Here is a 25,527-nt window from a genome sequence, read left to right on the forward strand (position 1 = left end):
TGAAGAAAACGCGTCAAAACGAAAGACTCTAGACCGCGAGCGGCCGCGGCGGCTGGCGCAATTGCTCCGGCGGATTCATCGGCTCCGGCGGGATCATGCCGATCAGCGCCTTGCGGTCGGCGACGGCGTTGTGGAATTGCTCAAGCGCAATGTTGAAGGCTGTCAGCGTGCCTTCCTCGATGGCGCCGTGCTCGTAGCAATTCAGCGTATGACGCAGAATATCGTCGGCCTCCGCCTGCATCGTATCGAGCTCTTCGAGGGACTCGCTCTTGCGCGCGGCGGCAATCATGTCGAGCAGGCGATCGCGCTCCGACACATTCACGTTGCGCTCATCTTTCTTCAGATAGCTTGCGAACCAGGCGCCGATCGAGCCCATCGCCGAGAGCCCCATCAGGCTCCACCAGATGTAGTCGCTGTAGCGATCGAGGAAGGTCTTTTCTTCGCCATCCACATAGGCGGCCGCGCCGGGATGCACGGGGATCACCGCATCCTTGTCGGTATCGGGCGTCTCGATCTTCGCCGCCAGCGGGAAATCGTTGATGATCTGCTGACGGATCGCAAACAGCTGCCGCGTAAAGGCGGCGATGGTCACATCAGACAAGCTCTGCCGCGCCACGATGTGATGCGAGAAGCTGATGGTCTTGACGTCATCGTCCGGCCGCGCCGGCGCGCCGCCGAATGCGCCTGCAGGAATTTCCGATGATTCATACATCGGGAAATTCTGCGCGATGGCTTCAGCCGAATCGATCGCGAGGAAAGTCGGCGTGCCATCGCGGCTCGAGGCCTGGATCGCATCATTGGTGATCTTGCTGTTCACCGGACCGGCCGCAATGAACGCATCGACCTTCTGGTCCTTCACCGCCTCGGCCACCTCGGTGGTCGAGAATTGCACGATGGTGACCTTGGCAGGATCGACGCCGTATTGCCGCAGGATAATGTTGAGCAAGTTGACGTTGGCCTGCGTCTTGCCGATCACACCGACGCGGCGGCCGGCGAGCTGCGAGAATTTGGTGATCTTCGGGCCGGACTTCTTGCCCTTGGCGGCCGGCGGCACCCAGATCACGGCGACGTTCTTGCGCAGCGTGGCGACCGCGCGCGCATTCTTTGGTACTTCCAGATCGCCGCGGATGATCGCGAGATCGGCTTTACCGTCAGCAAGCGCCTTGGCGCTGGCAGTGGCACCTTCGGTGAGGATCGGTCGCAGCCGGACTGTATAGTGATCGCGCGAGAACGACTGCACCAGCGCCTGCACAACCTTCACGTCGTCGCTGTTCGGCGGACCGACGGCGATCCGCAGCGGCACCGGCTTCATGGCGAAGTAGTAAGCGCCGGCCACAGCCGCGACGATCGCCAGCGTCCCCGCCAGCGTGATCAGCGTCATCTTGCGCCGGATCGACCGCGGCGACGGCGGCCCTATCGGCCCGATAACATCGGGACCGTCTGCCATGGATCTGGAAAACAATCGCTTCAAATTCATCTGCGCCAAATGGGTTCGAGCGACAATGTAGCAAAGTTTCGGGTCGACGCGCCGTTCCACCGGCAGCATGGTTACCGACGGGCTTGGTTACTTTCCTGCATGCGCGGCATTTGCTGCCTTATTGTGGCATGGATCCCAACTGTGTCACCGGGCGTTAGAGTAAAGTTCAAGTGAAGCAGGAGGTTGGCATGGTGGAACGACTCTCGGCCGAGGCCCGCAAGGCGGCGCTCAAGGAGCTCTCGGGCTGGAGCGAGGTTTCCGGGCGCGATGCCATTGCCCGGACCTTTACGTTCAAGGATTTCAACGAGGCCTTCGGCTTCATGGCGCGGGTCGCCCTGGTCGCCGAGAAGAGCGACCACCACCCAGAATGGCGCAATGTTTACAAGACAGTGGAGGTAGTACTGTCCACCCACGACGCCGATGGCGTCACCAAGCGCGATGTCGATCTGGCCAGGGCCATGAATACCATCGCCGGGCAACTCGGCCACTCCTGAGCGTTGCTGAATGTTGCGACGCCGGAGCCGGATCACCATTTACCGGAAAGGCTGCAAACTGCAGCCGTGAGGACATTGCCGATGGCAACCGACCACAGCGTGGGCTTCGAGCCAGCCGATGAACTGGCCAAAGACCGCGAAAGCGTGCGCAAGCAGTTCTGGCACAAGCTCAAGCGACTGGCGGTCAAACTGCCTTTCGCCGAAGACTTGCTGGCGGCTTACTACTGCGCCTTCGACCGGCAGACACCGCGCCATGTCCAGGCGGCGCTGCTCGGCGCCATCGCGTATTTCGTGCTGCCATTCGATTTCGTGCCGGACATGCTGCCCGTTCTGGGATTCACTGATGATGCCGCGGTGCTGGCCACCGCCTTGCGCATGGTGGCGAGCCACATCAACGAGGACCATCGCGCGGCTGCCAGAGCGGCCATTGCGCGTGGATTGGCGAAGGGTGAAACGGACGCGTAATCCGCGTCCGCCTCATTCAGTTTTATGGATGAAGGATCACTTTGCCCATGGCCTGACGGCCCGCCAGTACCTTCAACGCATCGGCTGTCTTGGCTAACGGGAAAGTCCTGTCGACATGGGATGAGATCTTCCCTTCGGCGGCCCACTTCACCAGCTTTTCCAGATTGGCGCGGTTCTTCTCGGGATTCTGCCGTACCCAGGCGCCCCAGAATACGCCGCGAATGTCGCAGCCCTTCAGCAGCGCTAGATTAAGCGGCATCTTCGGAATGTCGCCGGCGGCGAAGCCGATCACCAGGAAGCGGCCTTCCCAAGCGATAGCGCGCAGCGAGGCTTCGGCATATTTGCCGCCCACCGGATCGAAGATGATGTCGACACCCTTGCCGTCCGTCAGCTTCTTCAGACCTTCCTTCAGATCTTCGGTCGCGTAGTTCAGCCCAATATCCGCGCCGTGCTTCTTGGCGAATTCCAGCTTCTCGTCCGACGATGCGCAGGCGATGACCTTGAGACCCAAGAGCTTGCCGAGTTCGCAGGCCGCGAGCCCAGTGCCGCCCGCGGCGCCGAGCACGGCCAGCGTCTCTCCGGGCTTCGGGCTGGCGCGGTCTTCCAGCGCATGCAGCGCCGTGCCGTAAGTGATGATCACGCCGGCGGCGCGATCGAAATCGAGATTGTCGGGAATCTTCACGGCGGATGCCGCAGGCACCGCGATCTTTTCACGGGCGCCATTGTGGCCCACAGATGCGACCACACGGTCACCAACCTTGAAGCCGGTCACGCCGCTGCCGATGCTCTCGATCACACCAGCGACTTCCGCAGCCGGCGAGAACGGGAACGGCGGCTTGATCTGGTATTTGCCCTGGATCATCAGGATGTCGAAGAAATTCAGCGCCGCCGCCTTGATGGCGATAACGACCTGACCGTCACCGGCAACGGGATCATCGATATCGGCGAGAACGAGATCATCGGGTTCGCAGAATTGCGAGCAGAGAATGGCTTTCATCTGATCATCTGACCTTCGGCTTGAGACAGTTGAAGGGAGTCATGCCGGATTTGACGGCGCGCTACAATCTGATTCGAGAAAAGGTAATTCCGCCACGCGGCCAACCGAGGAACCGTCCCATGTTCGAGACAACGCTGCTCGCCAACAAGCGCATTCTGGTCACCGGCGGCGGTTCCGGCCTCGGTGCGTCCATGAGTCGCCGCTTTGCGGAGCTGGGTGCCGAGCTCATCATCTGCGGTCGCCGACTTGAACAGCTCGAACAAACTGCAGCACAACTGCGTACCGATCTCAGCGCCAAGGTCAGCACCTTCACCTGCGACATTCGTGACGCAGCGGCGGTCGAGGCGATGATGGAGACAATCTGGCGCGACGGGCCACTCAACGTCCTCGTCAACAATGCCGCGGCCACCTTCATCGCACAGAGCGAGCACCTCTCTGCCCGCGCCGCCGATGCGATCCTCGCACCGACGCTGCACGGCGCCATGTATTGCACCCTTGAAGCCGGACGGCGCTGGATCGCAGGACACCACAAGGGTGTCGTGCTGAGCATCCTCTCGACATCCACGATCACCGGGCGCGCCTTCACGGTGCCATCGGCGATGGCCAAATCTGGAATCCTTGCAATGACGAAGTCGCTCGCGGTGGAGTGGGGACCCAGAGGCATCCGCACCGTCGCGATCGCGCCCGGCCCGTTCCCCACCACCGGCGCGACCGGGCAGCTGCGGCCCGAGGGACGCGACAGCGGCCCTGCGGCGCAGAACCCGCTCGGCCGCGTCGGCGAACACAGCGAGCTCGCAAATCTCGCAAGCTTCCTGATTTCCGAGCAGGCCGGCTATATCAATGGCGAGATGGTGGTGCAGGATGGGGGCGCACACCTGCGCGCATCTGGCGCAGAGGATCTGCTGCAGTGGAGCGATGCGCAGTGGGCAGCGCAGCGTGCGGCGCGTGCAAAAAACTGAGCAGAAAACTGAGGATGACTCCTGCGCCGTCAGCGCGCAGCAAGGCAAGGACTGCTATCCTTGCGGGAGTCGCGTCTGCCTTTTCAAGAAAGCGATTTGCGGATATGGCAGACATCGTGACGTCAGCGATTCCAGATCGTCTTGGTAAAGCCGTCTTGTTGCGAGCCATCTTCCAGTCACAATGATAGAGGATCGAGACTTGATGTCCGTGCGGCGATTCCTGACAGTTGTGTCGATGAGTGTAGCGATGGTCGGTATCTCCGATCTTGCGCAGGCGCAGAGCGCTGCATCGAAGGGCAAGGCCGCCGCACCGAAGGCAGCGCCCACACCGGCAAAGCCCGCAGCGGCGGCGCCGCCTGCTGCAGCGGGTGGCGCAGAGCCCACGCTGGTCGGACAGTTCGGCTCGTGGGGCGCCTACACCGCGACACCGAACGGCAAGAAAGTCTGCTTCGCGCTGGCCAAGCCGGCGTCGTCAAAGACCAATCCGGCGAACCGCCCGCGCGATCCCGCTTACGCCTTCGTCTCGACCCGCCCGGCCGAGAAGGTGACCAACGAAGTCTCGATCATGATCGGCTATCAGTTGAAGCCGGGCTCCGAGTCCACGCTGGAAGTCGGCGGCGCGCGCTATGCGATGTATACGCAGGGCGACGGGCTCTGGATCAAGAATGCCGCCGAAGAAGAGCGCATGGTGGAAGCCCTGCGCAAGGCGGCCGACGTGACTGTGAAGGGCGTCTCCGCCAAGGGCACCGAGACCACCGACACGTTTTCGCTGAAGGGCCTAGCCCAGGCGCTGGACCGGCTGGCGCAGGATTGCCGGCGGTAATTGCCGCCAAACACCGGCTAAATCCTTGTCGCCGTTAATATTGCCGCATTTCGCGCCTTTTCATTCGGGCGCGAAAAGCTTATTTGAGGTCGGCCTGTTTAAGGCCTGATTTCCCGCGACATCATAGATCGAACGTCATGACCCCCGTTTCAGCCGAGGCAAGTGCTTCCGTATCAAGCTCCGCCATCGACGCTTCCCGCGCATTGCCCGCGGGCGAGATGCCGCTGGAGAAGATCGCCACCGAGACCTATGTGCCGCTGGCCAAGCCGTCCCTGATCGGCCTGTCGCGCACGGAAATCGCGGAAAAGCTCGGTTCCATCGGCGTGGCGCCGGCCCAGCGCAAGATGCGTACGCAGCAAATCTGGCACTGGATGTATGTCCGCGGGGTCCAGACCTTTTCTGAAATGTCCAGCATTTCCAAAGGTATGCGCGAAGACCTCGAAAAGCATTTCACGGTCGCGCGGCCGGAGGTGATCGTCGAGCAGATCTCCAATGACGGCACCCGGAAATGGCTGCTGCGGCTGCCTTCGGGGACCGCCGGCGAGAAGGCCCATGAGGTCGAGTGCGTCTATATCCCCGAAACCGACCGCGGCACGCTCTGCGTCTCTTCCCAGGTCGGCTGCACCCTGAACTGCTCGTTCTGCCACACCGGTACCCAGCGGCTGGTCCGCAACCTCACGGCCGGCGAGATCGTCGGCCAGATCATGGTTGCCCGCGACCGCCTGGGTGACTGGGCCGACCGCGAGACCCCGGACGGCAACCGCCGCGTCACCAATATCGTGATGATGGGCATGGGCGAGCCGCTCTATAATTTCGATGCGGTGCGCGACGCGCTGCTGATCGTGTCGGACAATGAAGGCATCGGCATTTCGCGACGGCGTATCACTTTGTCGACCTCCGGCGTGGTGCCGAACATCAAACGCACCGGCGACGAGATCGGCGTGATGCTGGCGATCTCGCTGCATGCGGTGCGCGATGAACTCCGCAACGAGCTGGTGCCGCTGAACAAGAAATATCCGCTCGAAGAACTGATGCAGGCCTGCCGCGACTATCCGGGCGCGTCCAATGCACGGCGCATCACTTTCGAATATGTGATGCTGAAAGGCGTCAACGACTCGCTCGAGGACGCCAAGCTGCTTGTGAAAATGCTCAAGGGTATCCACGCCAAGATCAATCTGATCCCGTTCAATCCGTGGCCCGGCACGCGCTACGAATGTTCGGACTGGGACCAGATCGAGAAGTTCTCCGAATATATCTTCAATGCCGGCTATTCTTCACCGGTGCGCACGCCGCGCGGTCGCGACATTCTCGCCGCTTGCGGCCAGTTGAAGTCGGAGACCGAGAAACTTTCGGCGCGTGAGCGTCAGGCTTTGCGCGCGATGGCGATGACGGACTGACAATGGCGCTGATCGGCCGCCTGTTCGTCATCTTTCTCGGCTTCTGCGCCGCCTGTCTCGTCGGCGGCGCGATCGTGGTGTTCTCGATCCTGTTTCCGGAACTCAGCGCGCTCGATACCGGCGTCATCGATCCCAACACGATCAATATCCTGCTTGGCTTCGGCTTCATCTTCATCAGCGGCTTCGCACTGATCCCGGCGATGCTCGTCGTCCTCATGACCGAGGCTTTCTACATTCGCAGCGTCATCGTCTATGCGCTCGGCGGCGCGGCGGTCGGGCTCGCGTGCTATCTCGGCCTGATCCCCTATGACCCTGCTACGATGAGTTTCGACGGCATTGTACGTCGGCATCTCGAAGTCATGACCGGCGCGGGTATTGTTGCCGGACTGATCTACTGGGTAATCGCCGGCCGCAATGCCGGCGCTTGGCGGCAGCCGCGGCGCGCGCCTCCGCAGCCCGATGTCGCGGCCGGCCCGTAGTGCACTGCCTTTCCTTCAACTCCTGCCTCGGCTAAACCGCCCGCCATGAACCGGACCGGACTCCTCATCGCGCTTGGGCTGTTTGCCGTCATTGCCATTGTCTTCGGAGTCTGGCCCGACCTCGACCTCAAGCTCGCGGCACTGTTCTACGATCCCGAGACCAGACGCTTCCCCACGACGTCGCTGCCCTATGCGCAATTCGCCCGCGATGCGGCGATGTGGATCGCATGGGCCTTTGTCGCGCCCTCGATCCTCGCGCTGATCGTGAAGCTGATCTGGCCAAACCGGCCGCTGCTGGTGAAGGGCCGCACCATGGCCTTCCTGATCCTCACCATGCTGATGTCGGCCGGGGTCCTGACCAATCTGACCTTCAAGACCTTCTGGGGCCGCCCGCGGCCGGTGATGGTCTCCGAATTCAACGGCCCCTGGCAATACAAGGCCTGGTGGAATCCGACTGGCCAATGCGGCCGCAACTGCTCGTTCTTCTCCGGCGAAGGCGCCACGGCGTTCTGGACCTACGCCCCCGCTGCGCTCGCGCCGCCGGCGGTGCGCCCTTACGCCTATGCGGCAGCTACGGTGTTCGGAATCGCCACCTCGGGCTGGCGGATGGCTTTCGGCGGCCATTTCTTTACCGACGTGACCATCGCCGGCCTCGTGTCGTTCCTGGTTATCTGGTTGATTCACGGATGGATTTACCGCTGGCCCTCGACCCGGAAGACGGATGAGGAGATTGACGCTGCGTTGACGCGCTTTGCCTGGCCGGGCTATCGCTGGCGGCAGAAATTGCGCGGTCGCGAGGTCGGTCCCGCACCCAATTCAACCGAAATTGCCCGATTGGACGTTCGATGACTACGATCCTGAAGAGCCTGCCCAAGGGCAAAAATGTTGGCATCGCCTTCTCCGGCGGCCTCGACACGTCAGCGGCACTGCTGTGGATGAAGCAGAAGGGCGCCAAGGTCTTCGCCTATACCGCCAATCTCGGCCAGCCTGACGAAGCCGACTACGACGAGATTCCGCGCAAGGCGATGGAGTTCGGCGCCGAGAAGGCGCGCCTCGTCGATTGCCGCGCCCAGCTGGTCCATGAAGGCATCGCCGCGATTCAAGCGGGTGCCTTCCATGTCTCGACCGGCGGCATCGCCTATTTCAACACCACGCCGCTCGGGCGCGCCGTCACCGGCACGATGCTGGTCTCGGCCATGAAGGAAGACGGCGTCAATATCTGGGGCGATGGCTCGACCTATAAGGGCAACGATATCGAGCGGTTCTACCGCTACGGATTGCTGACCAATCCGGAGCTGAAGATCTACAAGCCCTGGCTCGACGATCAATTCATCGACGAACTGGGCGGCCGCGCCGAAATGTCCACCTTCATGACCGCCCACGGCTTCGCCTACAAGATGAGCGCCGAGAAGGCGTATTCGACGGACAGCAATCTGCTCGGCGCCACGCATGAGGCCAAGGATCTCGAACAGCTCGACAGCGGTATCAAGATCGTCAACCCGATCATGGGCGTGCCGTTCTGGCGCGACGACTGCGCCGTCAAGGCCGAGAAGGTCGTGGTGCGGTTTGTCGATGGCCAGCCGGTTGCGCTGAACGGCCAGACCTTCACCGATCCTGTCGCTCTGTTCCTTGAGGCCAATGTGATCGGTGGCCGCCATGGCCTCGGCATGAGTGACCAGATCGAGAATCGGATCATCGAGGCCAAGAGCCGCGGCATCTATGAGGCGCCGGGCATGGCGCTGCTGCACATCGCCTATGAGCGTCTCGTGACCGGCATCCACAACGAAGACACCATCGAGCAGTATCGCATGAGCGGCATGAAGCTCGGCCGGCTGCTCTATCAGGGCCGCTGGTTCGACTCGCAGGCCTTGATGCTGCGCGAGACGGCGCAGCGCTGGGTCGCGCGTGCGATCACCGGAGAAGTCACGCTCGAACTGCGCCGTGGCAATGACTACTCGATCCTCAACACCGAGAGCCCGAACCTGACTTACGCGCCGGAGCGGCTCAGTATGGAGAAGGTCGAGGATGCGCCGTTTACGCCGGCAGACCGGATCGGCCAGCTCACCATGCGCAACCTCGACATCACCGATACCCGCGCCAAGCTGGATCTGTATTCGAAGACGGGTCTGTTGAGCGCCGGCGAAGGCTCGAACATTCCGAAGCTGGACAACGACAAGAACTGACGACCGTGGCGTTGTGACGCGTAGGATGGGTTGAGCGTAAGCAAAACCCATCCTACTCTCGCGTCTAGGTCTGGCACCTTCATCGCTACATCCGCATCGACAGCTCGACGTCATCACCGAACGGGACCGACAGGTAACCATTCGCGGGATTGCGGACATAAGCGAGATAGTCGGGGCTGTAATCCGCATTGTCAGCGATGACGAAAGCTCCGCGCTTGAGACGGCTTTCGACGATCGCAAGCACTTCCGGATAGAGCGCCTTGGCGCCATCGAGCAGCAGCAGATCAATCTTATCGGGCAGATCGGCACGCAATGTCTGCAACGCATCGCCTTCACGGAATTCAACGAGATCGATCAGGCCGCCTTCGGCGAGATTCTGCCGCGCGATGACGATCTTCGAGGGTTCGAATTCGCTCGTGATCAGGCGACCTCCGCCGTTGTCGTTAAGTGCCGCCGCCATATGCAGCGTCGAGATCCCGAATGACGTGCCAAATTCGACGATTGATCGAGCACTGGTCGATCGCGCCAGCATGTAAAGCAGCGCACCGGTCGCGGGCGACACGGCAAGCGGGACGTCCCTGAACCGGCTGTACAGATCGACATAGTCGGTCTTGCTCCGCATCATCCGCTGCCGATCGTCCTCAGACAGGTCGGCGACGGCCTGGCTGGTGCGGGACCGTGCGGCATCCGCTTCTTCAAACAGACGCTTGAGAAGGGGGCCGACGGGATCCGTCGTGAGTGTGGTCATGATATTTCCTGCAAAAGAGACGCTTGATTGCGTCCTCCTGCAAATACGAATATTTATTCGCATTCGCTAATCGCATTGCGGAGGCCGTAGATGGCTCGGCGTACAAGTCCTTCGATTCATTCGAGAAAGCAGCCGCAACAGGCTCGCTCCGAAGAGCTGGTCAGCGCCATTCTCGAAGCTGCTATTCAGGTTTTGGCGAAAGAAGGATTTCACCGCTTCACCACCGCACGCGTGGCGGAGAAGGCCGGTGTCAGCGTCGGATCGCTGTATCAATACTTCCCGAACAAGGCGTCGATCCTGTTTCGTTTGCAGAGCGACGAATGGCGAGACACCAACGACATGCTCCGCCAGATTCTGGAGGATGAAAGTGCATCGCCATCTGCGCGTCTTCGCAAACTGGTCCATGCCTTCATCAAATCGGAATGCGACGAAGCCGACATTCGCCATGCGCTCGATGGCGCGGCGCCGCTCTATCGGGATGCTCCGGAATCCCGCAAGGCCAAAGCGGCAGGACGACGCACATTCGCGTCCTTCATCGCGCATGCACTGCCAGCGGCGACCGAGGAGAGGAGATCGCTCGTCGTCGATGTCATCACCTCGACCTTGAGCGGGGTAGGAAAGGACTTTTCCATCCGCCCGCGATCAGCGGCCGAGATCGAATTTTTTGCGGAAGGCCTGGCAGATATGCTTTGCAGCTATCTGGAGAGCTCCGGGAGCTGTGAGACCTAGCATTTTGACCTCCGTTCCGTTGGCACGACCGCGCGTCACTTGCCAGTCATCCAACTGTCGTAATGCAGGCCCGCGCCCTAAGCCGGGCGCCTCAGGGGGAATATCCATCATGACGAGAACCTTTATTGCGGCCGCTGCGACGCTGCTACTGACGAGCACATCGCTGCCAGCGCAGACGATCTATCCGCTCGACCGCGCTGATATCCTTGCGGGCGCGAAATTCGACTTCAAGGTCGAGTTTCCCGAACTCGTTCAGGCCGCCGACATCAAGGTGACGATCAACGGCGCCGATCAGACCGCAGCGTTCGGCAAATCCCCGGACTACATCGCGAAGGAAGACGGCAAGGATCAGTCCGCGCTGCTGCTGCGCGACATAACGCTCGACAAAGCCGGGACTTACAAGATCGAAGTCAGCGACGGCGTGCGCAGCCGCGCGGTGACGTGGAACGTCTACGATACCGGCCCGCGCAAGGCGAAGAATGTGATCCTGTTTATCGGCGACGGTATGTCGCTGGCGCACCGCGTCGGCGCCAGAATTCTTTCGAAGGGCATCACCGAAGGCAAGAGCCGCGGCAAGCTCGCGATGGACGACATGCCACATATGGCGATGGTGGCAACGGCGGGCTCCGATTCCATCATCACCGATTCCGCTAATTCGGCCAGCGCCTATGCCACCGGCCACAAGACCGCAACCAATGCGATGGGCGTCTATGCGGATCGCACCGCGAATGTGTTCGACGATCCGCAGGTCGAAACCATCACCAGCCTCGCGAAGCGCAAGCTCGATCTGGCGATCGGCATTGTCACCAATACCGAGGTCGAGGACGCGACACCCGCTGCGATGATCGCGCATACCCGCCGCCGCGCGGCCTATGACGAGATCGTCGCGCAGTTCCTTGCGGCCAGGCCGGACGTGCTGATGGGCGGCGGCGCTGCGAATTTCCTGCCGCAGGCGGCCGCGGCTTCGAAGCGTAAGGATGACGTCGACTATGTCGCGCGCTTCCGCGATGCCGGTTATTCGGTGGCGACCACGGCGCCCGAACTGAACGGCCTCGCCAAGAAGCCGGAGACGCGCAAGCTGCTTGGACTTTTTACGCCTGGCAATATGGACGGCGTGCTGGACCGCAAGTTTCTCGGCGGCGGCGGCGTGAAGAAATTTCCGCAGCAGCCTGATTTGACCGAGCAGGTGCATGGCGCGCTCAAGGTGCTGTCGCGCAACGACAACGGCTTCTTCCTGATGGTCGAGTCCGGCCTGATCGACAAATACGCCCATCTGCTCGACATGGACCGCGCCGTCTATGACGTCATCATGCTCGACAATGCCGTGAAGCTCGCCCGCGACTGGGCAGCCAAGCGCGGCGACGACACGCTCATCCTCGTCGTCTCCGACCACAGCCATCCCAACAGCCTGGTCGGCACCGTCAATGACGACATGAGCAAGGAGTCGAACCCGCCGCTGCGCGAACGGCTTGGCGTCTATGAGAAGGCCGGCTTCCCGAACTATCCCGCGCCGGACGCCGAAGGCTATCCATCGCGCGTCGATGTCAGCCGGCGGCTTGCGATCATGTCGGCGAGCCTTCCCGATCACTACGAGACGCTGCGGCCGAAGCTCGACAACCCGAACGATCCGACCGAGAAGGGCGAAGAGCCTGGCACTTTCAAGGCCAACGAGAAATACAAGAATGCGCCGGGCAGCATGCTGCGGCTCGGCAATCTGCCGGCCATGATGGGCGCCAGCGTGCATTCCGGCGAGGACGTGATCCTCACCGCCACCGGCCCCGGCAGCGACCGTGTGAAGGGTTCGATGGACAATACGGAAGTGTTTCGCGTGATGGTGGATGCGTTGGGGCTGGCGGCGAAGTAGCAGCGTCTTTTCCCTCCCTCAAGCGGCGCAGCCGCGCAGTGCGGAGGGTGGCGCGATGCGAGCGTCCAGCGAGTATCGTGACGGGTGGGTGGTGCAGCACACGGCGCTCTCAATTGCGGAGACACCCCACCCCGGCCTATCGGCCGACCCTCCCCACTGCGCGGCTATGCCGCTTGAGGGAGGGAAGCCATTGGCAGCAGCGTACTATCAAAACAAAAATGGCCGGGATCGCTCCCGGCCATTTTCTTTCATATCAAACCGCTCAGCGACGCGGCGGCACGGTACCTGGAGGCGGTGGCGGCAGCGAAGCCTGACCGCCGTTCAACAGCGGCGTGATGTTGCGAATCGTGACGCGGCGGTTCTGGCGCTCCGGACCGTCGGTCTGGATCTTCAGATACTGCTCGCCATAACCCTGCGACGTCAGGTTTTCCGCCGGCACCTGGAATTGCTGGGTGAGCAATTCAGCTGCCGACTGCGCACGGCGATCCGACAGCGACAGATTGTCGACGTCGGAGCCAACCGCATCGGTGTGACCCTCGATCAGGAACACCGCACGCGGGTTGCGTGAGATCGCCCGGTTGAGACCATCTGCGATCACCTGCAGCTTCGAGGCTTGGTCCGGCGGAATATCCCACGAGCCTAGCTCGAAGTTGATCGAGTCCAGATCGATCGACGGCATGCGCTGGCGCACCATCGGGCTGTAGCGGATTTCATCGAGCGTATAGCGGCGCTCGATGCGATCCACCGGAGGCGCGATCAGTGTATCGTAGACGAGATCGGGCGAGGCCTGATCGTAGTCGACGATGTAACGGTTCTGCGGAATCCGGATCATCGGCGGCGGCAGATCGACATAGAAGCCGAGACCACCCGGACCGCCGGGGCCACGTGGACCACGGAACGAGTTATCGATGATGATGATCTCGCGTCCCTCGCGGTCCCTGCGGATACGTCGCAGCAGCTGACCGTCGCGGCCAACCACCGTGATGATCTGCGAGCCGTCGGGACGGATCACGATGGTCCGATCCTCACCGCCGACCCGGTCCGTACGGATGTCACGCGCGCCGTAGCGGAAGCGATCGACCTCGTTGTGGCGGATGAACGACTGACCGCTCGGATCCTGCACGATGATGCGTCCAGGCTCGGTGATGATCGTGCGACCACCTTCCTGGCGCTCGCTGCGCTGGCCGCGGAAATCGCCCATGTTGCGCGGCCCCTGGGGGGCAGCGCCCGGTGCGATCGGCGTCAGCGCTACTGCCGGCGGCGGCGCCTGAGGGATCGGTGCCGTCACGGTCGGTGCGGGCGGCTGCACGACCTTGATATTGCCGCCACCGGGGGCGACCACGAGAGGTGCAGCAGTACTCGTGGGCGGCGCAGCGGCGGGCGCCGTAGCGTTCGGCGCGACACCGGGCGCAGCAGCGTTGGGCGGCGTGCCGGGTGCACCGGGCGCGCCTGCGCCGGGACCACCAGGAGGACCACGGCGACCATCCGAACCTCGTCCGTCAGGACCACGCCCATCAGGGCCGCCGGGGCGACCTGACGGAGGCGCACCCGCAGCAGGCGGTGTGCCCGGCGCAGCCGGAGCTGCCGACGGCGCTGCTGCAGGAGGCGTTGCCGCAGGGGGAGTCGCAGCCGCTGGCGGCGTCGCCGGTGTTGGAGCCGGTGTCGGCGCAGCAGCAGGTGCCTGCCGCGCGGCAGGCGGAGTTGCTGCAGGCGGTGTCGCCGGCGCAGCGGCTGGTGGCGTTGCAGGCGCGGGACGCGCGCCGGCCGGCGGCGTTGCACCGGGTTCACGGCGCTCAGGACGTCCTTCGCCGGGCTCGCGACGTTCGGGACGCGCAGCCGGCGGCGTTGGCGCGGACGGAGCTACAGGCGCAACGGTGGGCGCTGGAGGTGCCGCGCGCGGGGCCGGAGGCGCGACGGGAGCTGGCGGCGGGGCTGGGCGCGGCGGCGGAGCGGCCGCAGGTGGTGGGGGTGGCGGCGGTGCCGCGCGCGGAGGTGCAGCCGCAGGCGGCGGCGCAGCAGGGGGTGCCGGAGGCGCGGGACGCGCAGCAGGGGGAGCCGGTGGCGGCGGCGGTGGCGCCGCAGGGCGTGCGGCCGGCGGCGCAGCGGCGGGAGGCGCAGCAGCTGGCGGAGCCTTGGGTGGTGCCTTCGGGGGAGCCTTGGGCTCACCTTCAGGCGCAGCAGGTGCGGCCTGCGCGAGCACGATCGGCGCATCGACACTCGACGCATAAGCAGCGGTCGCTGCGATATGCGCAACGCCGAGCGTCGTCGTGGCCAGCAATACGAGACGAAGTTTTGTCATGATAGACCTTGGGCCCCCGGATAAGGATCTTCAACAAACTGATTTTTGTCGGCCGAACAAATCGGCACATTGATCAACTGATATGCATTGGGCCGGAATGTGGCGACAGGCAAATGCAAATTCGTTTTTATTTTCGACACGACAATGGCCCAAACGCGCTTTGTTCATTGCGCGTTCAGGCCATCGATCTGTAGTTCGCTACATCACTGCAGGCGGTTGCTGACCCGGATTGATATCAGGATTTGGCACCGGCATCTCATCTGGCACATCTCCAGGTAGCTCTTCGGGTCGTGACGGCTCACCGGGATCGCGCACCGGCGGCGGTACCTCGGGCCGCGGATTGCCCGGCGGGCTCTCCTGCGGCGGTTCGGAGGGTTGACCGGGCTTGATCGGCGGATCCTCGACGGGATCGATGCCGGGTGAATCGTCTTTAGGCATCTAGATTGCGACCTTACGGTTGGTGCCGATGTCCGGACGCGTACCAGTCACAGCCGCAGCGGCCATCTTCACATAGCTGATCACAGTGCCCGGCGAGTCCCAGAACTCGGCACCGTCAGGCGTGAACTTCAGCACACGAATATTCGGATCTTCCGCGCTGTCCCACCACGCCTTTGCGGAGGTGGTGAACAGCTCCTTGATCTTGGCGCGATCGTTCGAGACGGCAGCAGTGCCGCTCACCGAGACATATTTCTGATCGCTCGCATCTGCGAAAGAGAGATTCACGTTCGGATTGCGCTTGATCTCATCATCCTTGTGTCTGCGCGCATCGCTGAGGAAGTAGACCGCATCGGCTTCGCGATCCACATAGGCAGCCATCGGGCGCGCTCGCAGCTTGTCGCCATCATGCGTCACCAGCATGGCGAAGCCGATCTTCTTCATCAATTCCCAGGCGCGTTCGATATCACGGGTATTGTCATTAGCCATCATCTGTCTCCCTTGGGGCTGAACTAACAACGGCGCGATCGATGCGATGTTCCGCGACAACGGGCCGGATGAAGGCGGGTTTGACAGCGGAACAGGAACCGCCCATCAAGACGCAGTTTGGCCATACTATTTGACCTGGGGGATTTCGATGCCGTTCGCCTATTGGAGCATTCTGATTGCTGCACTGCTGCCGCTGATCATTATTGGTTATGCCAAAGCGGGATCGCGCGATAACAGCGCACCACGCGACAGCGCCGAGAACCTTTCAGGCGCCAAGCGCCGCGCTTATGCCGCGCATCAGAATGCCTTCGAGAGCTTCCCGTTCTACGCAGTCTCGGTCGTCGCAGCGTTGAACTTTGGCGCATCGGCGACGACCGTGAGCGTGCTGGCCGCTCTCTATCTCGCGTTTCGGATTGCGCACGCGCTGCTGTACATCGCGGATAAATCGTCGCTGCGCTCAGCCGCCTATGCCGGCGGCCTCTTCGCCAATATCGCGATCTTCCTGTCGCCGGCGCTGAAGATCAACTTCTTCTAAGTTGAAACACGCAGCAAGCGCCTCATAGCGCCTGGTGTCAGGCCGCGCTCCTGGCCGGCTTGCGCTGGCGCAGGAAGCGGCCGAGCAGACGGCGCTTACCCTTGCGCGGGATGAGATCGATGTCGCTGACCAGCTTGGCGCCGCCCTTGCGGCGCTCCAGCACGATCTTGCGGCTATGGAAGGCCTCAAGCTCAACGCGATGGGCGACAGATACCACCGTGGCGTTGGGCAGCTCCTTGGTGAGCAGCTCCATCATCTTGTCCTGGCTCTTCGCGTCCAGCGCCGAGGTCGCTTCGTCCAGCACAATGATATCAGGGCGGTGCAAAAACAGCCGCGCGAAAGCGAGACGCTGCTTCTCGCCGCCGGACAGCGTCTGGTCCCACGGCGCATCCTCCTCGATCTTTTCCTTGAGATGACCGAGCCCGACCTTGTCGAGAGCCTCGCCGATCTGCTCGAGGGTCCAGTCCTCCGACGCCGCGGGATAGGCGGCTGCGCGGCGCAAGGTGCCTGACGGCACATAGGGCTTCTGCGGCAGCATGAAGAGCCGCCGGTCCGGATGGAAATTGACGCTGCCGCCGCCCCATGGCCACAGGCCCGCAATGGCGCGCACCAGCGTGCTTTTGCCGGTACCGGACTCGCCCGCGACGAGCAGACGTTCGCCAGGCTCGATCTTCACTTCGGCATCGCCGACGACGGCAGTGCCGTCGTCGAGCGTCACGGAGAGATCATGCAGGCTCAGCATGGTCTCATCTGTCGTTTCGCCACGCTTGATACGGCCAATACCGTCACCGAGCTCGGCGCGTTCGAGGCCGTCCAGCGACATCATCAGCGAGGCGATGCGGCGCGCGCAGGCGTTCCAGTCGGCAAGGCGCGGATAGTTGTCGACCAGCCAGCCGAATGCGCTTTGCACGATGGTGAAGGCAGACGCCGCCTGCATCACCTGACCGAGTGACATGCTGCCGTCGAGAAATTTCGGTGCGCACAGCAGTAGCGGCACGACAGGCGCGATCAGGCTCGAGCCCTGCGACACCAGCGTGGTGCGCATATGCTGTCCGGCAAGACGCGCCCATTGTTTGAGGACATTGCCGAAGGTCTTGTCGATCCCGTCGCGCTCTTCTTCCTCGCCGCCGAGCAGCGCGATGCTCTCGCCGTTCTCGCGCACGCGAGTGAGCGCATAACGATACTCGGCCTCGGCCTGGTTTTTGTCCTCGGAAATCTGCACGAAACGGCGGCCGATTACCATGATCGAGCCGGATGCAATGGCGGCATAGATGATCGCGGCAATGACGAGGAAGCCGGGAATAGTGATGAGACTGCCGCCTACAGTCAGCGTCAGCGCACCACCGATCGTCCACAGCACGACGATGAAAGTGGTGGCGGAGAGAAATGCCGCGATGACGCCGGAGACGAAGTCGACAGGCGAGTCGGTCGCGATGCGCAGATCCTCGGCGATCCGATATTCGGGATTCTGGTGATCGCCGCCGACGAGATTGAGCTGATAATAGCGGCCGCTGGTGAGCCAGCGCGACACCACAGAATTGGTCAGCCATGCGCGCCAGCGACGCTGGATGCCCATGCGGCCATAGACCTGCGCGACGCCAAGGAGCACGCTGCCGATGGCGAGCGGAAAGAACACGCCGGTGAGATGAAACACGCTGGCCGCATCGCGTTTCTCGATGGCGTCGAAGATCGCGCGGTTCCAGACATTGATGCCGTATTGAAACGCCACATTGGCGACGATCATCAACAAGAGTCCGATCGAGAACACCCAGGCCAGTCTATCACCCGACTTGCCCCAGAAGCCGCGCGCGCTGATCCAGAATCGCGTCAGCAGATAGTCCTTGCGCGCCTGCTCGGCCTCTTCCGGCGTCAGGTCCGGATCGGGTTCGACCACTTCAGGCGGCGGCGGCTCGATATGCTTACCGGCCTCATCGACGACCCCGACAATCGGCCCCTTCGCGTCGGATGCGGGTGCGGGTTTGACTTCGTTAACGGAATGTTTGCTCATGGCGCGATAACGCCAAGGAAATCAAAAGGTTCCCGAGGGTTCCCGGCGACTCAGACGGCTTCGCGCTGAGCCTTGCGCCAGGTGCCGGCCTTTGTGAGCACCCGCGACAATTGCTCGATCGAATAGGGCTTATGCAGCAGCTCGAACCCGAAGGTGCCGTTCTGCGCAAGCACGTGACTGTAGCCGGAGGTCAGCACCACCGGCAGATCCGGATAGAGTTTTCGAATCTCCTGCGCCAGTTCGATGCCGGTCATTCCAGGCATCACGACATCGGAGAACACGACGTCATAGTGCGTGGCATGACGGGCGAGTTCGACGAGCGCTTCCTGAGCGTTCGGCCGCAACACCGTGGTGTAGCCAAGCTCGCTCAGCGCATCGGTCGCAAAAGTCCCGACGTCGCGATTGTCCTCCACCACCAGCACCGACATGCCGTGGCCATCGACGACGGGCGCTTCGCTCGCCGACAGCGCCGGCGCGATGCTGTCGCCGGAGACGCGCGGCAGATAAAGCGTGAAAGTGCTGCCCTTGCCGACTTCGCTGGCGACCACGACCTCACCGCCGGATTGTTTGGCAAAGCCGAACACCTGCGAAAGTCCGAGGCCTGTGCCCTGCCCGACTTCCTTGGTCGTATAGAATGGCTCGAAGATGTGCTCGAACTGATCGGCAGGAATACCGCTGCCAGTGTCGGATACTGAGATCGCCACATAGCCGTCAGACCTCAGGGCAAGCGCAACAGGGACTTGCTCTGCCGCGCTGACGGCGATCGTCAGCCGCCCCTCGCCCGCCATGGCATCGCGCGCGTTAACCGCGATGTTGATCAACGCGGTTTCGAACTGGCCGATATCGGCATCCACAAACAACGCCTCATCGGGCACATGGGTCATAATTTCGATGGGCGCCCCCGTCAGCGTGCCGATAATCTCGCTCACCGAATGCACGCATTGGCCGACGTCGAATACTTCAGGCTTCAGCGTCTGGCGCCGCGCAAAGGCCAGCAATTGCGCTGTCAGCTTGGCGGCGCGATTCACTGTTTCGGAGATCGCTGCAATGTAGCGGGCACGACGATCCGGCGAGAGATCGGGCCGTTGCAGCAAGTCGACTGACGAGCGGATCACGGTCAGCAAATTGTTGAAGTCATGCGCGACGCCGCCAGTCAACTGGCCGAGTGCTTCGAGCCGCTGGCCATGTTTCAGCGCTTCTTCGGCCTCACGCCGTTTCATCGCTTCGAAATTGAGCCGGCGGGTGCGACGGATCGCGAATGCCAGCAACAGGAACAGCAATGCCGTCGCAGGAACGCCGAAGATCAGATGATAGCTGATGGTGCGCAGCCAGCGCGCACGGATCGCTGACGTTTCAAGACCTGCCGCGACATAGACCGGATAGCCAGCGAGCTGCTGATAGCCGATACGGCGCTCGACATTGTCGCCGGGCGAGACAAGCGTGACCAGTCCTCCAGCAGGATGGGCCGACAGGGTGCGGCCCACGGGCCCCTTGGGATCGAGACGCACCTCACGATCGAGCTGCGGATAACGTGCCAGGATCGAACCATCGGTGAGACCAAGCGCAAAGAAGCTCCCGGCATCGTGGCCGATGCGCGCATAGAAACGATCGAAATATTCCGGAAAGACAGAGGCCTGCACCACGCCGGCGAAGCTGCCGTCGGCCGAGACCCGCCTGCGGCTCACACCAAAGAACGGCGCCCCCTGATAGGGCGGGCGCGGCAACAATGATTGACCGATGAACGTGCCGGCATCACCTGCGATATGGACCCTGTAATAATCGCGATCAGAGAAATCGAGATCCGGCAGCGTCAGATCCAGACTGTTGACCAGCGCCCGGCCTTTATTGTCGAACACCCAGACCGACTTCAGTTGCGGCAGCGCATCGGTGAGCTGCTTCAACCGGCCCGCCATCTGGTCCGATTGCGCACGCAGCTCGTCGTCGGATTTACCGCGTACGATCTCGTTCATTTCGGACAGGCTGCGGTCGATCGTCTCGAACACCTTTAAAGCGTGTTCGTGCGCCACATCGAGCGCGCGCTCGATCTCGCGGTCGGTGATCTCGCGCGTCGACACCCACGACGTCGCCGCCGCGAACAGAAACAGTGCAAGCGGAAGGGCCAGCGATGCAGCCATCATCCATTGCAGCGTTCTCAACGAATTTTGGTGTTCGGTCTTCACAGCACCTGCCCGACTCCCTGCAGTCTAGCGCAAGGGCGGTGTCTCACCAACCGCTCCGCGGGCGGGAACCCGCCGTGGGCGGAGGAGGTCCTGTGGCGTTAGCCGGCCGCGCTCATTTGCGACCGGAAGGCCCATTTGGTGAAATGCTGCTCGATCCCCGCGAAGACCGCGTACATGAGCACGCCTTCAAAGGCGAGCAGCAGCAAGGCGGCGTAGACATTCGCCATACGGAAGCTCGCACCCTCCAGCGCGATCAGATAGCCGAGCCCGGCATTGGCGCCGAGCGTCTCCGACACGACGGTACCGACGAAAGCCAGCGTGATAGCGATCTTCAGCGAGCCGAAGAAATATGGCAGCGCACGCGGAATGCCGACCTTGAGCATGATGTCGAGCTTGCCGGCGCCGAGCGCCCGCAACACGTCCTCGAGTTCCGGTTCGGTTGTCGCCAGACCCGTGGCGATATTGACCACGATAGGGAAGAACGAAATCAGGAAGGCGGTGACGATTGCCGGCACTTCGCCGATGCCGAACCACAGGATCAACAGCGGGACGATGGCGACCTTCGGGATCGTATTGAAGCCGATCATCACCGGATAGAGCCCGCGATAGATCGCCCGCGACCAGCCGACGACGAGCCCGAGAATGATGCCGAAGCCGACGGCCAGGGCAAATCCCACCATGGTCACCCAGAGCGTGACCCAGGAATGATAGAGAAACACACGCCAAAGTTTGAACATCGCCGCAAAGGCGGCCGATGGCGGCTGCAGCACCGACGTGTTGACCTTGAAGACGATGCAGGCCAGCTCCCAGACCAGGAAGATGGCAATGGTGAAGAGCCAGGGCGAGAGCTTTTCGAGAGTCCGCGGGTTCATGACTGGCGCACCTGTGCGATCTTCATGCGCAGCTCCATCACAATATCGCCGAACTCCTTCTCATACGTGACCTGCAGATCGCGCGGACGGGCGAACGGGACCGGCTTGATCTGGACGATGTGACCGGGGCGCGCGCTCATGACGTAGATATTATCGGCGAGGAACGCCGCCTCGCGCAGATCGTGCGTCACCAGAATCACCGTGAAGCCCAGTCGCTGCCAGAGATCGCGCAGTACGCACCACAGCTCCTCGCGCGTGAACGCGTCGAGCGCGGCGAAGGGTTCGTCGAGCATCAGCAGCGCCGGCTCGTGGATCAGCGAGCGGCACAGCGACACGCGCTGCTGCATGCCGCCGGACAATTCCCAGGGATAGCGGTCGCTGAAGCCGGCGAGACCGACGGTAGCCAGAAGCTGCTCGGCCTTGGCGCGGAACTCCACTTTCTTGGAACGAAACTGCGAGCGATGTGGTTCTACGATTTCCAGCGGCAGCAGGACGTTGTCGATCACCTTGCGCCACGGCAGCATGTTGGCGTTCTGGAACGCCATGCCGGCCATTTTGACCGGGCCTGTCACCTGTTTGCCGTCGATGGCGATAGTGCCGGCCGTCGGCTTGTGCAGGCCCGTGACAAGCCGCATCAAGGTGGACTTGCCGCAGCCGGAGGGGCCGACCACCGCGGCGAATTCGCCGCGCTGGACTTTGAGCGTCGCATCCTGAAGCGCGACAATGTCACCCGAGGCGCCACGGTATTTCAGCGTGACGCCGTCGATATCTACGAACGCTTCCATGCGCGACGACCTGGCCTTCTGTCGTGACGCTTAGAACTTGCGTGCGTCGGCCGGGGGCAGATACTCCGACGTGAACAGATCCCCCGCCTTCGGCTTCGGATTCTTGAACTCGTAGGTCACAGCGATCTGCTCGATGGCATCCGTCATGCGCTTCTCATCGATGCCACCGACGCCATTGGCCTTCACCCACGGGGTCACGAAGTTGTCCTTCAGCGACATCTTGAGACGAGCGAGTTCGATCTTCTCGTCGGCGGTCTCGTTACGCTTCATCACCGACTTGATGGCGGTGTCGGGGTCCTTGATGGTGTCGATGATGCCTTTGACAGTTGCGCGCACGAAGCCAGCGACGAGTTTCGGATTGGCCTTTGCGAATTCGGGGTTCACCATGATGGCGTTGCCATAAAGCACGATGCCGTAGTCCGACATCAGCATCACCTTGATGTCCTTTTCGGCGATGCCCTTGGACATCAGGTTGAAGTAGGACGAGAACGAGAAGCCGGTGATCGCATCGACCTTGCCGTCGGCGAGCATAGGCTCACGCACCGGGAAGCCAACATTCTCGATCTTCACCTTGCTGTCGTCGATCTTGTTCTCTTTGACGAAGGCCTTCCACTGCGCGAAGGCGCCGTCCGGCGCCGGTGCGCCGAGGATCTTGCCTTCGAGGTCCTTCGGCGAATTGATGCCGGACTTCGCGATGCTGACAATCGAGAAGGGCGGCTTGTCATAGACCATGAGGACGCCCTTGACGTCCTTGTCAGGATTCTGGTCGCGAAAGCGCGCCAGCGAATTGATGTCGAAGAAGCCGATCGGATAGGTGCCCGCCGCGACCCGCGCGATGCCGGCGACCGAGCCTGGACCGGAGTCGATGGTCACATTGAGGCCTTCGGCCTTGTAGTAGCCTTTGTCGAGCGCAACGAAATAGGGCGCGGACGGACCTTCGAATTTCCAGTCGAGCGCGAATTTGACATCGGTATCGGCGCTCGCGGATAGCGCAGACGCCAGCAGCGCTGCACCCGCCATGACGCTCAAACCCAGCTGACGAAACATGAAAAACTCCCCCTGATCAATTATCAGGCACAGGCTAGCACAGCCCGTGCCAACCTTGGCGAGTCCCCTTTTCAACGAGAAATAGCGCCGCGGCTCCGAGGGATCGGGTTCGAGGAGGCAATATGCTTAAATCGTGAGCAAAAAAGAACACCGGCCTGCTTGCGCAGACCGATGTCCTGATCGGTGTCTGAGGACAGCCCACTCAAAGTCCGTGAGTTCATATCTCATGATTCGAGGCCCCGGTTCGGGAGCTTGAATCATGCAACGCCGACTTGAAGGTCCGAAATGAGTCGGATAGCGGACATTCCGCAGACATGCCAAAAGCGACGCAAATAACCAACAGCGGTCGATGCCGGGTCTGCCGCGAGCTATTGTCAGCCTAGCTGATCGACCAGTGCCGACCATAGGGCCCATGGCTCGGCTCGATGTACCGGGTCCTCAATTGCAGTGTGCACCATGACAATCTTAGAGGGCGGATCAACGCAAATATACTGGCCCTTGTATCCTAACAACGCGAACTGTCGCCTCTCGCCGGGAAACAGCCACAAGAGATAACCGTAGCCAAATCCTTTCGTCGCCGCGCCCGGCAGCAAATAGCGATCCGAGGCTCGGACTGTTGTTGCATCAATCATCCATTGCGCCGGAGCGATTTGCTTGCCATCCCATGCGCCAGCAAGCGCCCAAGCCGGGCGTAATCGCGCAGAACGGCATTGAAGCTAAAGTGCCCTAGTTCAAATCCTTCTGCGTCTATCAACCAATTAGCATCGGCTTCCGCGCCGATAGGCTCCCACACTTTCTCGCGCAGATAATCGGAGGCTGACTTGTTGACAGCACCTTGAAGCACCATGCCGAGCACGTCGGCTTCGATGCTGGCGTAGTAAAATCTCGTTCCCGATGGGGCGATACGATGATTGAATGCACGATGCTCTTAACAGTGCCCAACTTCCATTCCGGGAACGCGATCCCCATGCCGTTCCACAGGCGATGTCAGGTTTGAGTCTGCAATCCGCCGGATAGCGAAATGGGTTGAGCTTGCTCACGATCCTCGATTTATGAGTACACGCCCTAGTAGGCGGCCGTCTTCGTCCGTCCCGATCATTGGGTCCTGTGCCATCGGCATGACGTTGCGCCTCACGCTTTCCGGAGAGGATGGTGACCTGGGAAGTCCAGCGCGACGGCTCGCATTGGGCGATGCCCCCCCGGATCCCTTGAACAGCCTGGAGTCAACAGCATCGAAGTTGACAGCCGTCTAATTGATCATTTGATTGTCGATTGACTGCCTGAGCTTGTGCACGTCGCGGACGGGCGGAGCCCCGAACTGCCGAAGATACTCGCGGCTGAACTGAGAGGCGCTTTCATAGCCGACCGCATAGGCGACGTCGGAGGCACTATGGTCGCCGGCGAGCAGCAACTGGCGTGCTTCCTGAAGGCGTATCTGCTTCTGATACTGGATCGGGCTCAATCCAGTCAGCGCGACGAAGTGGCGATGCAGGCTCGCGCGGCTCATGCCCGCGGCTTCGCACAGCGCCTCGATACGCAGCCGCGTGTTGCCGTGGTCCCGAATCCATTCGACCGCGCGCCGGATGCCGCCGATCGCGCCTTCTGGGCGGGCGATGTGGCGCAACAGTCGCCCCTGCGAGCCCTGCAAAAGACGATAGAGCAATTCGCGTTCAGCCAACGGTGCGAGCGCCGGGATGTCCGCCGGCGTGTCGAGCAACGCCAGCAGTCGCAGCAGCGTCTCGCGCAACTGCGGTGTCATCGGGTTGATCGCGATGCCGCTGCCTGGCGCGTCCGTGTCGCGCATCGCTGGCATCGTTGATGCGACCTCGGAGAGAAGCGCCGGATCGAGGACCAGCGAAACCGCCACAAAAGGACTGCCGTCGTCAGCGTCATGGATCTGTCCGCTCAAGGGAAGATCGAGTGCGCTCACCAGGTATTGAGACGCGTCGTAGCGCAGCAGGTTGTCGTGGATGGCCACCTCTTTCGATCCCTGCAGAATGAAGCAGATCATCGAGCGGTAGAGACATGGTGACGTCCCCGAGGTCGCCTGTCCAACGCCGATTTCCAGGCGCGGGATTGGCGTCAAATTCATTCCGATCCGCCCGTGGCGGAGGGCGAGATCGCGATGCGGCTGTAGGTTGTCGGTCATGCCAACAAGCATGACACCAATCCTCACGCCTGAAAAGAGCCTGAGACAATTAGGCAAGCAATTGAGAGCATTAGGCGGGGCGTCGGACACAGCAATCGCCTACCTGACTGGCA

24 protein-coding genes are annotated in these 25,527 nt (G+C 62.0%); 11 read left to right on the top strand and 13 right to left on the bottom strand.

What is annotated here, in order from left to right; translation table 11 throughout:
* Positions 1-28: 28 nt before the first annotated feature.
* Complete coding sequence (locus AB7951_RS26895; protein ID WP_089266522.1) at positions 29-1,447, bottom strand: TAXI family TRAP transporter solute-binding subunit; 1,419 nt, start codon at positions 1,445-1,447, stop codon at positions 29-31.
* Between the two features lie 200 nt (positions 1,448-1,647).
* Between AB7951_RS26895 and AB7951_RS26900 the strand changes: the two genes are divergently transcribed.
* Together AB7951_RS26900 and AB7951_RS26905 are read left to right on the top strand one after the other, a co-directional pair.
* Positions 1,648-1,971, top strand: coding sequence for a 4a-hydroxytetrahydrobiopterin dehydratase (locus tag AB7951_RS26900; protein WP_256461208.1), 324 nt, complete (start codon positions 1,648-1,650; stop codon positions 1,969-1,971).
* 81 nt (positions 1,972-2,052) lie between these two features.
* The gene (locus tag AB7951_RS26905; RefSeq protein WP_120287796.1) at positions 2,053-2,436 is read left to right on the top strand and encodes a YkvA family protein; all 384 of its coding nucleotides are present in this window, start codon (positions 2,053-2,055) and stop codon (positions 2,434-2,436) included.
* A gap of 22 nt (positions 2,437-2,458) precedes the next feature.
* Here AB7951_RS26905 and AB7951_RS26910 read toward each other — a convergent pair whose 3' ends face one another.
* On the bottom strand, positions 2,459-3,433 hold the full coding sequence (locus tag AB7951_RS26910) for an NADPH:quinone oxidoreductase family protein (RefSeq protein ID WP_089266519.1): 975 nt from the start codon (positions 3,431-3,433) through the stop codon (positions 2,459-2,461).
* Positions 3,434-3,552: 119 nt separating this feature from the next.
* Between AB7951_RS26910 and AB7951_RS26915 the strand changes: the two genes are divergently transcribed.
* The 6 genes from AB7951_RS26915 (at position 3,553) to argG (ending at position 9,274) form a co-directional block, all read left to right on the top strand.
* Entirely contained in the window at positions 3,553-4,392 is an 840-nt protein-coding gene (locus tag AB7951_RS26915) for an SDR family oxidoreductase (protein WP_120287795.1), read from the top strand.
* A gap of 202 nt (positions 4,393-4,594) precedes the next feature.
* The gene (locus AB7951_RS26920; RefSeq protein WP_120287794.1) at positions 4,595-5,215 is read left to right on the top strand and encodes an invasion associated locus B family protein; all 621 of its coding nucleotides are present in this window, start codon (positions 4,595-4,597) and stop codon (positions 5,213-5,215) included.
* Positions 5,216-5,433: 218 nt separating this feature from the next.
* Positions 5,434-6,612 (top strand): 23S rRNA (adenine(2503)-C(2))-methyltransferase RlmN, encoded by a 1,179-nt coding sequence (rlmN, locus tag AB7951_RS26925; protein ID WP_120287793.1) that lies wholly within the window; start codon positions 5,434-5,436, stop codon positions 6,610-6,612.
* Positions 6,613-6,614: 2 nt separating this feature from the next.
* Positions 6,615-7,091, top strand: a complete 477-nt coding sequence (locus AB7951_RS26930) for a hypothetical protein (RefSeq protein ID WP_120287792.1) — start codon at positions 6,615-6,617, stop codon at positions 7,089-7,091.
* Between the two features lie 45 nt (positions 7,092-7,136).
* Positions 7,137-7,940, top strand: a complete 804-nt coding sequence (locus AB7951_RS26935) for a phosphatase PAP2 family protein (RefSeq protein WP_120287791.1) — start codon at positions 7,137-7,139, stop codon at positions 7,938-7,940.
* Positions 7,937-9,274, top strand: a complete 1,338-nt coding sequence (gene argG / locus AB7951_RS26940; RefSeq protein WP_120287790.1) for an argininosuccinate synthase — start codon at positions 7,937-7,939, stop codon at positions 9,272-9,274. The genes AB7951_RS26935 and argG overlap by 4 nt, the downstream gene beginning before the upstream one ends.
* Positions 9,275-9,359: 85 nt before the next feature.
* On the opposite strand, the gene AB7951_RS26945 is transcribed toward argG, so the two are convergent.
* A complete protein-coding gene (locus AB7951_RS26945; RefSeq protein WP_120287789.1) occupies positions 9,360-10,022 on the bottom strand; it encodes an O-methyltransferase in 663 nt (220 codons plus the stop codon).
* Positions 10,023-10,112: 90 nt separating this feature from the next.
* Between AB7951_RS26945 and AB7951_RS26950 the strand changes: the two genes are divergently transcribed.
* Together AB7951_RS26950 and AB7951_RS26955 are read left to right on the top strand one after the other, a co-directional pair.
* Positions 10,113-10,751 (top strand): TetR family transcriptional regulator, encoded by a 639-nt coding sequence (locus AB7951_RS26950; RefSeq protein ID WP_120287788.1) that lies wholly within the window; start codon positions 10,113-10,115, stop codon positions 10,749-10,751.
* A 109-nt stretch (positions 10,752-10,860) separates the two neighbouring features.
* Positions 10,861-12,615, top strand: coding sequence for an alkaline phosphatase (locus AB7951_RS26955; RefSeq protein WP_439062058.1), 1,755 nt, complete (start codon positions 10,861-10,863; stop codon positions 12,613-12,615).
* A gap of 262 nt (positions 12,616-12,877) precedes the next feature.
* Here the strand turns inward: AB7951_RS26955 and AB7951_RS26960 are convergent, their stop codons facing one another.
* The 3 genes from AB7951_RS26960 to AB7951_RS26970 form a co-directional block, all read right to left on the bottom strand.
* Positions 12,878-14,914, bottom strand: a complete 2,037-nt coding sequence (locus AB7951_RS26960) for an OmpA family protein (protein ID WP_120287787.1) — start codon at positions 14,912-14,914, stop codon at positions 12,878-12,880.
* 198 nt (positions 14,915-15,112) lie between these two features.
* Positions 15,113-15,352 carry a hypothetical protein gene (locus AB7951_RS26965; protein WP_089266509.1) on the bottom strand — a complete coding sequence of 80 codons (240 nt, stop codon included), beginning with the start codon at positions 15,350-15,352 and terminating at the stop codon, positions 15,113-15,115.
* Entirely contained in the window at positions 15,353-15,838 is a 486-nt protein-coding gene (locus AB7951_RS26970; RefSeq protein ID WP_439062057.1) for a pyridoxamine 5'-phosphate oxidase family protein, read from the bottom strand.
* 148 nt (positions 15,839-15,986) lie between these two features.
* Between AB7951_RS26970 and AB7951_RS26975 the strand changes: the two genes are divergently transcribed.
* The gene (locus tag AB7951_RS26975; protein ID WP_089266507.1) at positions 15,987-16,373 is read left to right on the top strand and encodes an MAPEG family protein; all 387 of its coding nucleotides are present in this window, start codon (positions 15,987-15,989) and stop codon (positions 16,371-16,373) included.
* A 37-nt stretch (positions 16,374-16,410) separates the two neighbouring features.
* On the opposite strand, the gene AB7951_RS26980 is transcribed toward AB7951_RS26975, so the two are convergent.
* The 7 genes from AB7951_RS26980 to AB7951_RS27010 all read right to left on the bottom strand — a co-directional run bounded on the left by AB7951_RS26980 (position 16,411) and on the right by AB7951_RS27010 (position 25,414).
* A complete protein-coding gene (locus AB7951_RS26980; RefSeq protein WP_120287786.1) occupies positions 16,411-18,381 on the bottom strand; it encodes an ABC transporter ATP-binding protein/permease in 1,971 nt (656 codons plus the stop codon).
* A 50-nt stretch (positions 18,382-18,431) separates the two neighbouring features.
* A complete protein-coding gene (locus AB7951_RS26985) occupies positions 18,432-20,561 on the bottom strand; it encodes a hybrid sensor histidine kinase/response regulator (RefSeq protein ID WP_120287785.1) in 2,130 nt (709 codons plus the stop codon).
* Between the two features lie 98 nt (positions 20,562-20,659).
* Positions 20,660-21,433 (bottom strand): ABC transporter permease, encoded by a 774-nt coding sequence (locus AB7951_RS26990; RefSeq protein WP_093757930.1) that lies wholly within the window; start codon positions 21,431-21,433, stop codon positions 20,660-20,662.
* On the bottom strand, positions 21,430-22,218 hold the full coding sequence (locus tag AB7951_RS26995) for an ABC transporter ATP-binding protein (RefSeq protein ID WP_120287784.1): 789 nt from the start codon (positions 22,216-22,218) through the stop codon (positions 21,430-21,432). Before AB7951_RS26995 ends, AB7951_RS26990 begins: the two co-directional genes overlap by 4 nt.
* A 30-nt stretch (positions 22,219-22,248) precedes the next feature.
* Positions 22,249-23,265 carry an ABC transporter substrate-binding protein gene (locus AB7951_RS27000; protein ID WP_244558484.1) on the bottom strand — a complete coding sequence of 339 codons (1,017 nt, stop codon included), beginning with the start codon at positions 23,263-23,265 and terminating at the stop codon, positions 22,249-22,251.
* Positions 23,266-23,893: 628 nt separating this feature from the next.
* Complete coding sequence (locus tag AB7951_RS27005; protein WP_439062054.1) at positions 23,894-24,121, bottom strand: hypothetical protein; 228 nt, start codon at positions 24,119-24,121, stop codon at positions 23,894-23,896.
* A 393-nt stretch (positions 24,122-24,514) separates the two neighbouring features.
* Positions 24,515-25,414: an AraC family transcriptional regulator gene (locus tag AB7951_RS27010; RefSeq protein WP_120288101.1), complete on the bottom strand. Its 900-nt coding sequence runs from the start codon at positions 25,412-25,414 to the stop codon at positions 24,515-24,517.
* Positions 25,415-25,527 lie beyond the last annotated feature (113 nt).

It is taken from the genome of Tardiphaga sp. 285_C5_N1_2 (assembly GCF_052076065.1).
GTDB lineage: Bacteria > Pseudomonadota > Alphaproteobacteria > Rhizobiales > Xanthobacteraceae > Tardiphaga > Tardiphaga robiniae.